The following is a 13,698-nucleotide window of genomic DNA, read 5'->3' on the forward strand; positions in this document are numbered from 1 at the left end:
CGCCTCCGGCTTTATAAAAATTTCTTACATGCACAAAAAACCCGGCAATTGCCGGGTTTTTTGTATTTCTTGTGGTGTCGACTAAATAAACAAACAAATATCCGATTGTCCGGCAAATTCGAAGAAAGTAGCCGCACCGCCATATTCGATTCCGTCGATAAATTCATCGTTTCGAAATTCAAACAAATCCACGGTCATTTGACAAGCAATGAGCTTCACTCCCGCTTCAACACACAAATCCCGAAGCTCCTCTACGCTGGCCACACCTTTGGCTTTCATTTTTTGCTTCATCATGGTGCTCATCATGGCCTGCATACCGGGCAGGGCCTGAAACAAAACTGGCATGGGCATCGGCATGGGCATGCCCGGATTCCCTAATGATGACATTTGTAAATTGAGTTTTTTCCGTAGTAACTGCAAACCATAAAATGTACAAAATATCTCTACTTCATACCCTAAAGCCGCTGCAGTTGACGCCAATATAAACGGAGGATAAGCCCAATCCAGGGATCCCTTGGTTGCAATAATTGCCAGTTTTTTATCAGACATGCATGTCCCACCTTATAAATCGTTTAAGGGTAAAATGCTTAAGCTTTTTTGATACGGAAGTTGAACTTCCCACCGTCTTCACCGGAGTCTAATAACTCATTGCCGGTTTGTTTGGCAAAGGCTTCAAAGTCTTTAACCGATCCCGGATCTGTTGCAATAATTTTTAGAACTTGTCCGGATTCCATTGTTGCCAAGCTCTTTTTTGCTCTCAATATGGGAAGAGGACAATTCAAACCGCTTGCATCCAACTCTTGATCAAAATCTGCCATGTTAAACTCCTTATGTCATTACTAGCATTATCGTCTAATTTTTGTGATTCATTAGTATTCAATTGACAACTTATATTCCAAATTAGTGAAAATTGCAACAGCTGCCGCGCGGTTGGCAACCAGGTTTTACTTTGTGATAAATATAAGAAGTTGGAATTAAAACTATTTCCACCGGAGCTGTCAAAGAAAGCAAATCTGGGGGACAATTTATTAAGCCCCACTTACGACCTAGAAAAATGCTAAACATAAAATCCAAAATTTTACACTGCACCCTGATTGCCTTGTGCGCACAGATTTTCATGATTTCCGTGATCCCCGTCGTTGCGTCTGAATTACCTGATTTGGGCAGTAGCGCTGATGTAGTGTTGTCCCGCGAGGAAGAAAAGCGTTTAGCGGATGAATTTCTAAATTACATCCAAAATTCCTTAAAACTGGCGGATGATCCTTTGAGTACTGAGTATATTCAGAATTTAGGGGATAAATTGGCAGCACATATGGAAGAAAAACAAAATTTTACGTTTTTCATTGTTGAGGACCCTTCAATCAACGCCTTTGCCGGACCTGGCGGCTACATTGGTATCCACACCGGATTGATTTTCGCCACCCATAGTGAGGACGAACTGGCTTCGGTTCTGGCGCATGAAATAGCCCATGTAACCCAACGCCACTTGCTACGCAGCATGGATCGAGGCAGCAAAATGACCTGGCCTTCCATTTTGGCTATTTTCGCAGCAATGGCCGTTGGCGATGCCCAGGTAGGTAATGCGGTGCTGGCGAGCACAATCGCCGGAACAGTACAAAGCAAATTAAGTTATTCCCGCGACTATGAACATGAGGCCGACCGCATCGGTATTCGGCTGCTGTCACAAGCCGGATTTGACCCCAAAGCCATGCCGACGTTTTTTAAAACACTACAACAACAACACCAGTATTCCGATACGGGTCTACCGGAATTCTTACGGACCCACCCCATCACCGCCTCACGTATTGCCGACAGCCAGGAATTGGCCGCCCAAATTCAACCCCTGCAGGCGCAGGATGCCACGAACTATTCGTTGACTACAGCCCGTTTGTATTACCACTATCACAGCAAAAAAAAATCCTCTCAAAGCGGCCTTCCCACACGAAACAGCAAAGCCGTGTTTGTGGAGCAATATGAACAAGCTATTATTCATCTAAAAAATGAACAGTATTCTACTGCTCGTAAATTGATCAATGACATCATACGTAAAGACCGTCCGCGCCTGCCTTATCTTATTACTCAGGCTGAAATCGAATATCAGCAAAAGGAATATAATAATGCGATTAAAGTATTAGATACGGCCCGTCTTTTTTATCCCAATGCCCTACCTTTGACGTCACTCCATGTTTCTTCTTTGATTAAAAATCAACAAGCCCATCAGGCCCTGCAATTACTGGATAAACAATTGCGCCAAACCCCCGACAATGCAGCACTATATAAACTTAAAGCCCAAGCCTGTACCGGGTTAAATCAACCCAAAGAAGCCCATGAAGCCATGGCGGATCACTATCGACTGATTGGAAATATTCATGGCGCCATAAAACATCTTAAGTCATCCCTGAAATTGGCGGAAAACAACCGTACCGAAAAGCTGCGATTGACAGCGAAAATACAACAATTAAAGGAAAAAGTGATCGCAAATCAACCACCCCCGCCAAAACCTGCCCATTTATCATTCTTGTATAATAATTGAGTTCGTATATTTGATTTTGTTGGGTGAAATATAGTACTGTCTGACCGACTGGATGAAACTCGTAAATGTTAGGGTCTTATGCGTAGCGACTGGGATTCAGTATAAAGTAGGGGTATTTCCTGTACTGACTACCAAGATACGCATGAATAGCAAGTAATAAGAAGCAATCATAATGAGACGGACTTGGCGACACTATAACGTTTAGTAACAATAACAGCCATGTCATTTCCCTTTGGGAATGTAATTAAAGCCGGTGAGTTGGACTGGTGGAGTACTAAGACAGAGTCGCAGACTATTTACCCTATCGTGTCTGGACCCGTCTCATGCAACTCCATCCGTCAATCGAACAATAAAAGTGAGTAATTAAGGAGGAAGTGATGCGAGCAACGCGGAAATCCGCTGTTAAACTGATAGCTGCTTTTGGTGCCATGTTCACCCTAAGCGGTATTTGCCTGACACCCAGTATTGCCGTGGGCGCAGATTCCATGGCCGATGATGGCAAGCAAGTGGCTTTTGATCGTAAAAAAGGCAACTGCCTCGCGTGCCACAAAATCAAAGGTGGGGAACTGCCGGGAAATATCGGTCCGGAGTTAATTGCTATGAAAGCGCGCTACCCGGATAAGGCCAAGCTACGCGCCAAAATCTGGGATGCCACTGTGACATCTCCAAATACCATTATGCCTCCGTTTGGTAAACACAAAATCCTGACTGAGAAAGAATTGGATTTGGTTGTTGAATTCATTTATACCCTATAAGAAATTTATAGTTATTACAGGAGATTTCAGAGTATGAAACGTAGAACGTTTTTAAAAGGCACAATTGCCGGAAGTATGGTAGGCACAGCTATTGGTGCCGGCCTGCTGACTCCACGCATGGTACTGGCCGCGTGGCCGTCTGCATCTTTTAAGGCCAAAACCGTTAGCGAAGCTCTTTCCGAGCTGCACGGCACCAGTGATACAAAACAAAGCGGCGACATCAAAATTAAAGCTCCAGACATCGCAGAAAACGGTGCCGTTGTACCTATTACCATTTCCACTAAAATGTCCAATGTCGAAGCCATTACGGTGTTGGTAGAAAAAAACCCACAACCTCTGGTGTGCAACTTCAACTTGGCCAGCAATGCCACCGGTTTTGCTTCCACGCGAATTAAAATGGGTAAAACCTCGCCGATTACTGCAATTGTTAAATCCGGCGGCAAGCTGTACAGCAATTCCAAGACCGTGAAAGTAACCATCGGCGGTTGCGGCGGTTAATTCCGTATTTACTGAACATCGAAGACAGAGGAACATTTCAATGGCTAAAAAAAGCATTCGTATTCGAGCCAAACTCAAAGGCAGCGTGACTGAAGTGAAAGCGCTGATGAGCCACCCGATGGAAACCGGGTTGCGTAAAGATAAAAAAACCGGGGAAAAAATCCCGGAACATTTTATCCAGGAAGTCAAATGTGAGCATAAAGGTAAAGTTGTCGCTACCGCTGACTGGGGCCCCGCTGTTTCCAAAAACCCCTACCTTTCCATCCGATTCAAAGGGGGATCTGCTGGAGACGATGTCAATGTGAGCTGGGTTGACAACACAGGTAAAAACGCTTCTGGAACAGCGAAAATTAAATAACGATAACCAGAGGCGGGGTACCGCCCAGGACAAGCCAATTCCGAGGAGGAGTAGCAAACAATGAAGAGACTTCTGATGACTGCGGTCGCGGCTGTTACAATTACCGCCGCGCCGATGATAGTACAGGCAGATCCAGCATCGGATCTAAAAGCATTTCGAGACTATTTCTTTAAACGTTTTCCCAATGTACCACTGGAAGAATACGCTAATGGCGTATATGCCATTGATGCCGCATCCCGAGAACAATGGGAAGCCATCGAGGAATTTCCCCCGTATGAGCTTGCGGTTGAAGAAGGTGAAGAGCTGTTTAACACTCCTTTTAAAAATGGTAAAACCTATGCCAGTTGTTTTCGTAACGGTGGTATAGGCGTACGCAACGATTATCCCCAGTTTGACAAAGATACGGGGAAAATTGTAACCATGGAAAAAGCCATTAACGACTGTCGAGTTAAAAATGGTGAAGCACCCTTACCATACAAAAAAGGTAAACTGGTTTCCATTTCTGCGTACATGGCATATACCACTCGTGGCAAGAAAATCGATGTAAAAATCCCGCACGATCAACGGGCGTTGGAGGCTTACAATCAAGGCAAACAATTCTATTATGCCCGTCGCGGCCAATTGAATGTTTCCTGTGCTCACTGCCACATTGATAATGCCGGTAACCGTATCCGCGCCGATTTGTTGAGCCCGGGTCTGGGCCACACTTCTCACTTCCCGGTCTATCGGTCCAAGTGGGGCGGCATGGGTTCACTGCACCGTCGTGTAACCGGCTGTAACAAACAGGTACGTGCCAAACCGTTTAAAGCACAAGGTGAAGAGTACAGCAATCTGGAGTATTTTCTTACTTATATGAGCAACGGAATTACTTTCAATGGTCCCGGAGTTCGAAAATAATACAGTGTTGCAGGCTTTGTAAAAAAACCCGGTTGGAGCGTAGACTCCAACCGGGTTTTTTATTTACAACTTCGTCATAAGTAGATAAAAACAAACGGGTGATGATACTAGAAACGTTCCAAAGTTGTGGATACAATGCTCGCTGCCCGTACTTAGCCGTACCCTAGAAATAAAAATTCAATTACTTCCCTGGAGGTTTGGGATGAATATATCTCGTAGAGAATTCTTGCAAATGCTGAGCGTAGCCAGCCTCGCCGGTGTACATTTACCGGGACAAGCCAAGAGTTTGACCAATAAAGCGCCGGACGATATGTATAACTTACCCAAGTTCGGTAATGTCTCGTTGATGCATTTTACCGATTGTCATGCGCAGTTACTGCCCATTTGGTTTCGTGAACCCAATATCAATATCGGTGTTGGCAGCATGAATGGGAACCCCCCTCATGTTGTCGGTAAGAATTTTCTGAAATATTACAACATCAAGGAAGGTACAGCGGCAGCCCATGCATTTACTTATCTTGACTTCGTTGAAGCGGCCAAACGCTTTGGGAAGGTAGGCGGATTCGCTCACCTGTCCAGCTTGGTGAAACATGTCCGCGGTCAGCGTCCAGGATCACTATTACTGGATGGCGGTGATACCTGGCAAGGTTCAGCCACTTCATTGTGGACCAATGCTCAGGATATGGTGGATGCCTGTAAACTGCTGGGTGTTGATGTGATGACCGGCCATTGGGAATTCACATTTGGTGCGGATCGGGTCAAAGAAGTTTTGGAAAAAGATTTCGAGGGACACATCGATTTTGTTGCACAAAACATTATTGATAACGAATGGGAAGAAAATGTATTCAAACCCTACGTGATCAAAGAAATTAATGGAATTCCCACAGCCATCATTGGCCAGGCCTTTCCTTATACACCAATTGCCAATCCGCGATTTATGGTTCCCGATTGGAGTTTTGGTGTCCGTGACGACAAGATGCAACAGTCGGTTGACAAAGCCAGGGCCGAGGGTGCCCAAGTAGTTGCGGTTCTATCTCACAATGGCATGGATGTGGATATTAAAATGGCCAGCCGAGTCTCCGGCATCGATGTCATTTTCGGCGGCCACACCCATGACGCTATTCCGCGACCTGTACAGGTAAAAAACAAAGGGGGTACTACCCTGGTTGTCAATTCCGGCTCCAACGGAAAATTCCTTTCGGTCATGGATTTTGAAGTTAAAAATGGCAAGGTCAGAAACTTTGCATTTTCTTTGTTACCGGTATTCTCCAATTACCTGGAACCGGATCAGGAAATGTCCAAATACATTAAGAAAGTCCGAGCCCCATACGAGAAGAAACTGAACCAAAAATTAGCGGTTTGTGACGAGTTGCTATACCGTCGCGGCAATTTCAATGGTACTTTTGACCAACTGATTATGGACGCGATGATGGATGTGCAAGGTGCTGAGATTGCGTTTTCACCCGGTTTTCGTTGGGGTGTGAGCGTACTTCCAGGCGAACCTATTACACGCGAACACGTGATGACACAAACTGCCATAACCTACCCCACGGCCACACTGAACCAGTTTACCGGCCAGCAAATCAAGGATATTCTGGAAGATGTGGGTGACAATCTCTTTAATGAAGATCCCTATTTTCAACAAGGCGGTGACATGGTTCGTGTTGGCGGTTTGAAATTTGCTATGGATCCTACAGCAAAAATAGGCAAGCGCATTACCGATATGGAACTGAAAGGTAAGAAACTGGACCCCAATAAAAAATATTCTGTGGCGGGCTGGGCCAGCGTGGCCAGACCGCTGGAGGGCAAACCAATTTGGGATGTGGTTGAAGAGTACCTCGTGGCCAAAAAGACCGTCAGCATCAAGGAACTTAACCTGCCAAAAATCAAAGGCATTAAGGACAATGACGGTATGGTCTTGTAACCTATCCTGTAACCTATCCTGTAACCCAGGCAGGTGAGTCGTAAAACAAAACGGTGGGCAAGCCCACCGTTTTTTTATTACAAACAGCAGATCAATAGACTCTTTTAAACAGCCAATAAGCCGCCATCGCCGCCAGAATCAGTGGCAAAAAGACACTAAAGGCTGAGTTCAGTTTAAAAACCAACCCCACATAAGCAAATGTTTGGGTAAGAAGATGAAATGCCACACCCGTCAATACTCCTACCAATACCCGTTGGCCCACACTGACCGAGCGCAAAGGACCAAATACAAAGGGTATGGCTAATAACACCATAATACCGGTTGCTAACGGGGAAGCCAGTTTAGACCAAAAAGCCTGAACATAATTACTGGAACTCAATCCATTCGCCTGTAGATATTCGATGTATTGGTACAAGCCCCAGGTAGACAAGGTATTGGGTTTTACGGTAACTACACTGAGTAAATCCGGACTGATCGTTGTATCCCAGGCCAGTTCCTTTTTTGCTGCGGTAATGACTTGGTTTTCTTTGAGTTCATTTTGTAGAACATTTTCCAGAATCCAGCGTTCATTGCGGTAGGAAGCCGTTTGCGCCTGTATTAACCGTATCAGACGATGTTGATCATCCATTTCATAAATGTAGATTTCGCCCAGACGTTCCCCTGGGAGAAACTTTCTGGCATTGATAATATTGGTTCCATCCTTTGCCCAAAGCCCCTGCTTGCCCCCCATACTCAGTTGATTGGACAGGGCCACAGAACGTAGAGTCTGAGCCAAGCGCTCACTGTGCGGCCCCACCCATTCGCCCACTACAGCCACAAAGACCATGGCCAGAATACCCACTTTCATTACCGACCAAACTATGCGTCGCAACGATACCCCGGCACTGCGGATGGCCACCAGCTCACTATTACCCGCCAGCATTCCCAATCCCACGGTACAGCCAAGCAAAGCCGTCATTGGCATCAGTTGGCTAATTAAACTGGGTAAACTTAAGACAATATACAATATGGCTTCGCTGACACCGTAACGGCCCTTGCCGATATAATCCACCTCTTCGAAAAACCCGACGAAGGTAAACAAGGACAGCAACACGACCATGACAACGACCATGTTGATAATAACGCTCCAGCCAATGTACCGATCCAGTATTTTCATAATCAAGATGTCCGCAGGATTTGTTTGCGTTGACGCATCCAACTGAATCCAATCTGGCGATAGAGGAAAAATACAATGGCCGTAAAAGCAATGATATGCACATACCACATACCGAGTTCCGGCGGTAACACACCCCGCTCTACCCAGGAACGCGAAACCGTAACCATATTGTTATAAATCACCAACACCAGAATCGCGAGAAACAACTTGGCAAAACGACCTCTGCGTGGTGAGGTTTTGCTGAGCAACATGGCCAACATGGCCAATAAAAAGGTTGACAAGGGTAAGGACAGTCTCCAGTAAAATTCCGCCCGGTCTTTCACATCGGTCGAACGCATCAATTCGGTAGAGCTCAACGCGCGTTGGGTACGGTTTTTTTCCACAATCTTGGGGGGCTCTACCCGAAAAGCGCTTTTTTCATAACTCTGAATTCGAAAATCCGCTTCTCCGGGAATCCCTACATACCGATGTCCTTCCGACAGTACGATATAACGTTCCCCGGTAGTGTCAGAACGATCATAAAAGGCACTTTTGGCTGAATAAATATCCAAGGTGTTTCCATCGCTCATTTGAACAAATACATTACTAATACGCTTACGGTCCTCGGACACCCCTTCCACATAGATCACTGCCTTACGCTTGGCATTCACCCGGTTAAAGTGACCGGCCAAAACACCCTCCAGTCGACCACTGGCTTCAGCGCGTTCCTGTATCTGTAAAGCTTTTTCAAAAGACCAAGGGGAAACCAGCAATGACAACACGGCAACTACGGCTGAAACCGACAACGTCAGCCAGAACATGGAACGAAGAATACGCTGAGGCCCTATACCAGAGGCTGATAGAGCCGTCATCTCGCTGTCTTTATACAAACGTCCAAAGGCCAGGAAAATCGCAATATACAATCCAAATGGGATGATGAGGTTCATGGCGCTTAAAGTACGTAACACCAGCAAATCAAACACGATGGATCCGGATATAAACCCCTCTGCAGCCCAACCCAAATAACGGGCAAAATACCGCCCCATAAAAATCAACAAAATCACTGCCAACACGGCAAGCAGATTATGCAGGATTTCCTTTGTTAAATAGCGCTCTATAACCAATGATTTGAACCCGACCCCAGCAGATGACGGCAAGTATACCCTGATCCGGGTAAAAATTTATCAAAATCGCCGCTACAAAAACTTTTTCCGCACTAAAAACTTTGTCCACAATAGTACATGGATTAAACTATTATGCGTGTGTGCGGTATTTGGGCGAACCCCGGACTTGTGTTTGTGGGTTTCACGAAGCCAATCATACAACCAAGGTGTGAATTCATAAAGGAACAAGGCATGGAATTTAGTGTTAAAAGCGGCAGCCCCGAGAAACAACGTACTGCGTGTGTTGTTGTCGGCGTCTTTGAGCCCAGGCGTCTTAGCAACGCAGGCGAACAATTGGATGAAGCCACCGACGGGTTTCTATCCAGCCTACTCAGACGTGGAGATATTGAAGGAAAAATCGGCCAAACGCTGCTACTACACAATGTTGCCAACACTTTGGCTGAACGCATATTGTTGGTGGGATGCGGGCGGGAACGCGAACTGGGAGACAGTCAATATCGGAAAATCATCTCCAAGGCCGCATCCATTCTTAATGAAACCGGCTCCATGGAAGGTACCTGTTATCTGACGGAACTGAACGTTAAAACCCGGGATATGGTTTGGAACGTGCGCCAGGCAGTGGAAATCAGCAACAGTGCCTTATACGAATTTCAGCTATTTAAATCCAAAAAAGCCGATCAGCGCCGCCCACTGCGAAAACTCATCTTTTGTGTACCTAAACGCAGTGATTTAGCCGGAGGCGAAAAAGCAGTACGCGAGGGCATTGCCATTTCTAACGGGGTCAAACTGGCCAAAGACCTGGGCAACCTGCCCCCGAACGTCTGTGACCCTTCCTACCTGGCCTCACAAGCCAAGGATATGGCAAAAACCCATGACAAACTGAAAGTCACAGTTCATGATCAAGCCGCCATCGAAAAACTGCAGATGGGTGCTTTTTTGTGTGTGGCCAAAGGCAGTCGCCGCCCTCCCAAATTTATTGTTTTTGAATATCAGGGCGGCCCCAAAACCCAAAAACCGGTAGTTTTAGTGGGAAAGGGCATCACATTCGATAGCGGTGGAATTTCCATAAAACCGTCTGCAGCCATGGATGAAATGAAATACGACATGTGTGGTGCCGCTGCCGTATTTGGTGTGATGAAATCCTGCACTGAACTCAATCTGCCTCTCAATGTAGTAGTCCTTGTGCCCACATGTGAAAACAAACCGGACGGAAATGCCACCAATCCAGGTGACATCGTCACCAGCATGTCCGGCTTAACCATAGAAGTACTAAACACTGACGCGGAAGGCCGTTTAATTTTGTGCGACGCCCTGACATATGCTGAACGCTATTCACCGAATAAAGTTGTGGATATCGCCACGCTAACCGGTGCCTGCGTTATCGCCCTGGGACACCATGTAACGGGAATATTGGGGAATCACAATCCTCTGATCCACGAATTGCTTAATGCGGGTAAAGCGAGCGGTGACCGGGCCTGGGGTTTACCATTGCTGGATGAATACCAGGAACAATTGAGGAGTAATTTTGCTGATATCCCCAATGTCGCCGGTCGAGACGCAGGCACCATAACTGCTGCTTGTTTTTTATCACGTTTCGCCAAAAAATATCACTGGGCCCACATGGATATTGCCGGCACCGCCTGGATCTCCGGCGCGGAAAAAGGCGCAACCGGCAGACCGGTACCCCTACTGACACAGTTCCTGATTGACCAATGTGTCGAAGAACAGGGTAGTAAGAAAAAGTCATGACTCAAATCGATTTTTATATCCTGGGCGAACAGCCCAGTGAACAATTCGTCTGTAAATTGGTGGACAAGGTGTACCACCTATCCCACTCCATATACATCCATACCGGCTCAGAACAACAGGCGCTACGCTTGGACGAGATGCTGTGGACTTTCCGGCAGGGTAGCTTTTTACCCCACGAAATCACGTCAGATAAGCCAACCAACCCACCTGCCTCCCCCATCCTGATTGGCTTCGGGTACAATGCTCAAATTCATGCGGATGTGATGATTAATCTATCCGCCGAAATTCCCGGTTTTTTCAGCCAATTTGACCGTGTGGTTGAATTTGTTCACGGAGATGATGCGTTACGCCAAGCTGCCAGAGAAAACTACAAGTTTTACAAGGACCGCGGCTACTCCATCAACACCCATGAAATTAACTGACCACAACCCGTTAGCGAGAATACAATGAGAATCAATCAGGAACTGGACCCCTCAAGTTACACCATTCGCAGTGTCAATGCTCATGAAATCACCGTTATGTCACCGGCCGGCAACGGTGTCGGATTTGAGGAACGGACCTTATCGAACAGTTTCGTGATTATGCCTAACCGCTTGATTAGCGACTGGCCGGCACGCCATGTGGAAGAGTTGTCAGAACCGCTGTTAACTCAACTCAAAGAGCTGGATCCGGAATTGCTGCTATTGGGCACAGGTTCGCGTTTAGTCTTCCCTCAGGCCCATGTGATGGCCGAATTCTCCGATTTAGGTATCGGCCTGGAAGTTATGGATTCAGCGGCGGCTTGTCGAACCTATAACATTCTCATGCACGAAGGACGGCATGTCGCTGCAGCTATCCTGCTGCCTTAAACAACTCAAAGACTCATACTATTTCAGTATGTTATCTACCGAATAGCCTTCGCGTTCCATGATTTCACGCAAGCGTTTCAACGCTTCCAACTGAATCTGTCGCACCCGTTCACGGGTGACCCCCAATTCGTTACCCACTTCTTCCAAAGTGGCAACCTCACGACCGTGCAAACCAAAGCGGTATTCCACCACTTCACGCTGCTTGTCATTGAGCTGTCCCAACCACAAGTCCAAGCAGGACTGAATATCTTCGTCCTGTAACAAAACGGAAGGATCGACATTTTGCTCGTCAGGAATTGCATCCAATATGGATTTATCACTATCGCGCCCCAGGGGCACATCCACTGATGTCACGCGTTCGTTCAAACCCAGCATACGTTTAACATCGCTTATGGGCTTATCCAGCATTTGTGCGATTTCTTCCGGACTGGGCTCGTGATCTAATGACTGGGATAAATGCCTTGCCGCGCGCAAGTAGATATTTATCTCTTTAACCACATGAATGGGTAAACGAATGGTACGCGTCTGATTCATGATAGCCCGTTCGATAGTCTGGCGTATCCACCAGGTCGCATAGGTGGAAAAGCGAAAGCCGCGTTCCGGATCGAATTTTTCAACGGCACGAATCAAACCCAGATTACCTTCTTCGATCAAATCCAAAAGCGCCAAACCACGATTTAAATATCGCCTGGCAATTTTCACCACCAAACGCAGATTACTTTCAATCATGCGTTTGCGGGCGTCTTCATCGCCTTTGGCAATTAACCGCGCATAGTATACTTCTTCTTTGGCTGATAGCAGGGGTGAAAAGCCGATTTCACTGAGATAGATTCGGGTCGCATCCAGATCTCGCTCGGTGACTTCCCCCCTGGCGTATACTTTGGATTTTGCCGGTGTTGATTCTTCCTCAACCTCAGTCTCTTCGACTTCATCCACTAAAACATCGGTTTCATCATCGTCTAATACTAAATCTTCACTATCCACGATATCATCCAATTCAGGGTCAGTTTCTGGTTCGTCTTTATTTTCCAACATATGCACAACTCTTTAAACAATAGTTTTCAATTAAATTGTTTCGGAATTGGTGTAGGTAAAAAAAGCAAGGGATCAACCGGTTTCCCGTGATGGCGAATTTCAAAATGCAATCTACTGCGATTCTGACTACCCGTGTTTCCCATTACGGCTATCTGCTGTCCGTTACCAACCTCATCACCTTCTTTAACCAACAATTCCTTATTATGCGCATACGCACTTAAAAACATATCATTATGTTTGACTATGATGAGCTTCCCATACCGTGGCAAACCACTTCCGCTATACACGACTCTACCGGATGATGCTGAATACACAGATTGACCTTCCGTTCCCACAATATCCAATCCTCGTTCGCCAGGATTGCCTGCCTTAAATGTATTAACAATGCGGCCACTACGTGTGGGCCATAACCACTGAATCGTGTTTTCTACACTGGCTTTAACACTGTTTTTAACACTATAGTTAACATTGTTGACAGATTGTTGTGAAACCTGTTGCTTTGTCTGTTTCAGCTCTTCCCCGGATTTATACACCTCTGCGTTGTATTTAATTCGCTTATCGGTTTTTACCCAGTGTCCTTTAGTACTGACATCGGTTTCTGTGATGTGCTTCTTGTCCGCTCCGGCCCATGCCGGTTGCGCATGAGACATTGGATTAACTCTTAAGCGTTGTCCAACTCTTAGCGTGTATGGCGCTTGAATCTGATTCCATTCCGCCAAAGTATGATAATCATAACCATACATCCAACCAATGGAATACAGAGTTTCTCCCCTCTCGACAACATGAAAGACATGTGCCCCGCAACCCATTGGTACACTAGCGATTATCATGACAATCGCAAC

15 protein-coding genes are annotated in these 13,698 nt (G+C 46.2%); 9 read left to right on the forward strand and 6 right to left on the reverse strand.

Annotation, left to right across the window (positions count from 1 at the left end):
- Nucleotides 1-81: 81 nt before the first annotated feature.
- On the reverse strand, nucleotides 82-549 hold the full coding sequence (locus tag OEY58_09710) for a DsrE/DsrF/DrsH-like family protein (protein ID MDH5325724.1): 468 nt from the start codon (nucleotides 547-549) through the stop codon (nucleotides 82-84).
- 38 nt (nucleotides 550-587) lie between these two features.
- A complete protein-coding gene (locus tag OEY58_09715) occupies nucleotides 588-818 on the reverse strand; it encodes a sulfurtransferase TusA family protein (GenBank protein ID MDH5325725.1) in 231 nt (76 codons plus the stop codon).
- A 299-nt stretch (nucleotides 819-1,117) separates the two neighbouring features.
- On the opposite strand from OEY58_09715, the gene OEY58_09720 reads away from it, so the two are divergent.
- The 6 genes from OEY58_09720 to soxB all read left to right on the forward strand — a co-directional run bounded on the left by OEY58_09720 (nucleotide 1,118) and on the right by soxB (nucleotide 6,965).
- Nucleotides 1,118-2,533, forward strand: coding sequence for a M48 family metalloprotease (locus tag OEY58_09720; protein ID MDH5325726.1), 1,416 nt, complete (start codon nucleotides 1,118-1,120; stop codon nucleotides 2,531-2,533).
- Between the two features lie 377 nt (nucleotides 2,534-2,910).
- Nucleotides 2,911-3,288, forward strand: coding sequence for a sulfur oxidation c-type cytochrome SoxX (soxX, locus tag OEY58_09725; GenBank protein MDH5325727.1), 378 nt, complete (start codon nucleotides 2,911-2,913; stop codon nucleotides 3,286-3,288).
- A gap of 33 nt (nucleotides 3,289-3,321) precedes the next feature.
- A complete protein-coding gene (gene soxY, locus OEY58_09730) occupies nucleotides 3,322-3,786 on the forward strand; it encodes a thiosulfate oxidation carrier protein SoxY (protein ID MDH5325728.1) in 465 nt (154 codons plus the stop codon).
- Nucleotides 3,787-3,826: 40 nt separating this feature from the next.
- On the forward strand, nucleotides 3,827-4,144 hold the full coding sequence (soxZ, locus tag OEY58_09735) for a thiosulfate oxidation carrier complex protein SoxZ (protein ID MDH5325729.1): 318 nt from the start codon (nucleotides 3,827-3,829) through the stop codon (nucleotides 4,142-4,144).
- A gap of 60 nt (nucleotides 4,145-4,204) precedes the next feature.
- On the forward strand, nucleotides 4,205-5,041 hold the full coding sequence (gene soxA, locus OEY58_09740; protein ID MDH5325730.1) for a sulfur oxidation c-type cytochrome SoxA: 837 nt from the start codon (nucleotides 4,205-4,207) through the stop codon (nucleotides 5,039-5,041).
- Nucleotides 5,042-5,243: 202 nt separating this feature from the next.
- On the forward strand, nucleotides 5,244-6,965 hold the full coding sequence (soxB, locus tag OEY58_09745; protein ID MDH5325731.1) for a thiosulfohydrolase SoxB: 1,722 nt from the start codon (nucleotides 5,244-5,246) through the stop codon (nucleotides 6,963-6,965).
- Between the two features lie 91 nt (nucleotides 6,966-7,056).
- Here the strand turns inward: soxB and lptG are convergent, their stop codons facing one another.
- Complete coding sequence (gene lptG / locus OEY58_09750; GenBank protein ID MDH5325732.1) at nucleotides 7,057-8,121, reverse strand: LPS export ABC transporter permease LptG; 1,065 nt, start codon at nucleotides 8,119-8,121, stop codon at nucleotides 7,057-7,059.
- Nucleotides 8,122-8,123: 2 nt separating this feature from the next.
- The gene (gene lptF / locus OEY58_09755) at nucleotides 8,124-9,257 is read right to left on the reverse strand and encodes an LPS export ABC transporter permease LptF (GenBank protein MDH5325733.1); all 1,134 of its coding nucleotides are present in this window, start codon (nucleotides 9,255-9,257) and stop codon (nucleotides 8,124-8,126) included.
- 198 nt (nucleotides 9,258-9,455) lie between these two features.
- Between lptF and OEY58_09760 the strand changes: the two genes are divergently transcribed.
- From OEY58_09760 to OEY58_09770, 3 genes are read left to right on the forward strand one after another with little or no spacing between them, the layout of a single operon-like run.
- Entirely contained in the window at nucleotides 9,456-10,973 is a 1,518-nt protein-coding gene (locus OEY58_09760) for a leucyl aminopeptidase (protein MDH5325734.1), read from the forward strand.
- Nucleotides 10,970-11,395 carry a DNA polymerase III subunit chi gene (locus OEY58_09765; protein MDH5325735.1) on the forward strand — a complete coding sequence of 142 codons (426 nt, stop codon included), beginning with the start codon at nucleotides 10,970-10,972 and terminating at the stop codon, nucleotides 11,393-11,395. Before OEY58_09760 ends, OEY58_09765 begins: the two co-directional genes overlap by 4 nt.
- A gap of 24 nt (nucleotides 11,396-11,419) precedes the next feature.
- Nucleotides 11,420-11,821 carry an Mth938-like domain-containing protein gene (locus tag OEY58_09770; GenBank protein ID MDH5325736.1) on the forward strand — a complete coding sequence of 134 codons (402 nt, stop codon included), beginning with the start codon at nucleotides 11,420-11,422 and terminating at the stop codon, nucleotides 11,819-11,821.
- A gap of 18 nt (nucleotides 11,822-11,839) precedes the next feature.
- On the opposite strand, the gene rpoS is transcribed toward OEY58_09770, so the two are convergent.
- Both rpoS and OEY58_09780 read right to left on the reverse strand, forming a co-directional pair.
- On the reverse strand, nucleotides 11,840-12,856 hold the full coding sequence (gene rpoS / locus OEY58_09775; protein MDH5325737.1) for an RNA polymerase sigma factor RpoS: 1,017 nt from the start codon (nucleotides 12,854-12,856) through the stop codon (nucleotides 11,840-11,842).
- A 26-nt stretch (nucleotides 12,857-12,882) separates the two neighbouring features.
- The gene (locus tag OEY58_09780) at nucleotides 12,883-13,686 is read right to left on the reverse strand and encodes a peptidoglycan DD-metalloendopeptidase family protein (protein MDH5325738.1); all 804 of its coding nucleotides are present in this window, start codon (nucleotides 13,684-13,686) and stop codon (nucleotides 12,883-12,885) included.
- Nucleotides 13,687-13,698 lie beyond the last annotated feature (12 nt).

Source organism: Gammaproteobacteria bacterium, from assembly GCA_029882975.1.
Lineage (GTDB): Bacteria > Pseudomonadota > Gammaproteobacteria > SZUA-152 > SZUA-152 > JAJDNG01.

Excerpts from the sequence above, each read along its gene's own strand:
- OEY58_09720 (MDH5325726.1), top strand. The coding sequence starts at position 1,118 with ATGATTTCCGTGATCCCCGTCGTTGCGTCTGAATTACCTGATTTGGGC.
- soxY (MDH5325728.1), top strand. The coding sequence starts at position 3,322 with ATGAAACGTAGAACGTTTTTAAAAGGCACAATTGCCGGAAGTATGGTA.
- OEY58_09770 (MDH5325736.1), top strand. The coding sequence starts at position 11,420 with ATGAGAATCAATCAGGAACTGGACCCCTCAAGTTACACCATTCGCAGT.
- OEY58_09760 (MDH5325734.1), top strand. The coding sequence starts at position 9,456 with ATGGAATTTAGTGTTAAAAGCGGCAGCCCCGAGAAACAACGTACTGCG.
- OEY58_09710 (MDH5325724.1), bottom strand. The coding sequence starts at position 549 with ATGTCTGATAAAAAACTGGCAATTATTGCAACCAAGGGATCCCTGGAT.
- soxB (MDH5325731.1), top strand. The coding sequence starts at position 5,244 with ATGAATATATCTCGTAGAGAATTCTTGCAAATGCTGAGCGTAGCCAGC.
- soxZ (MDH5325729.1), top strand. The coding sequence starts at position 3,827 with ATGGCTAAAAAAAGCATTCGTATTCGAGCCAAACTCAAAGGCAGCGTG.
- OEY58_09780 (MDH5325738.1), bottom strand. The coding sequence starts at position 13,686 with ATGATAATCGCTAGTGTACCAATGGGTTGCGGGGCACATGTCTTTCAT.
- soxA (MDH5325730.1), top strand. The coding sequence starts at position 4,205 with ATGAAGAGACTTCTGATGACTGCGGTCGCGGCTGTTACAATTACCGCC.
- OEY58_09765 (MDH5325735.1), top strand. The coding sequence starts at position 10,970 with ATGACTCAAATCGATTTTTATATCCTGGGCGAACAGCCCAGTGAACAA.
- OEY58_09715 (MDH5325725.1), bottom strand. The coding sequence starts at position 818 with ATGGCAGATTTTGATCAAGAGTTGGATGCAAGCGGTTTGAATTGTCCT.
- rpoS (MDH5325737.1), bottom strand. The coding sequence starts at position 12,856 with ATGTTGGAAAATAAAGACGAACCAGAAACTGACCCTGAATTGGATGAT.
- lptG (MDH5325732.1), bottom strand. The coding sequence starts at position 8,121 with ATGAAAATACTGGATCGGTACATTGGCTGGAGCGTTATTATCAACATG.
- soxX (MDH5325727.1), top strand. The coding sequence starts at position 2,911 with ATGCGAGCAACGCGGAAATCCGCTGTTAAACTGATAGCTGCTTTTGGT.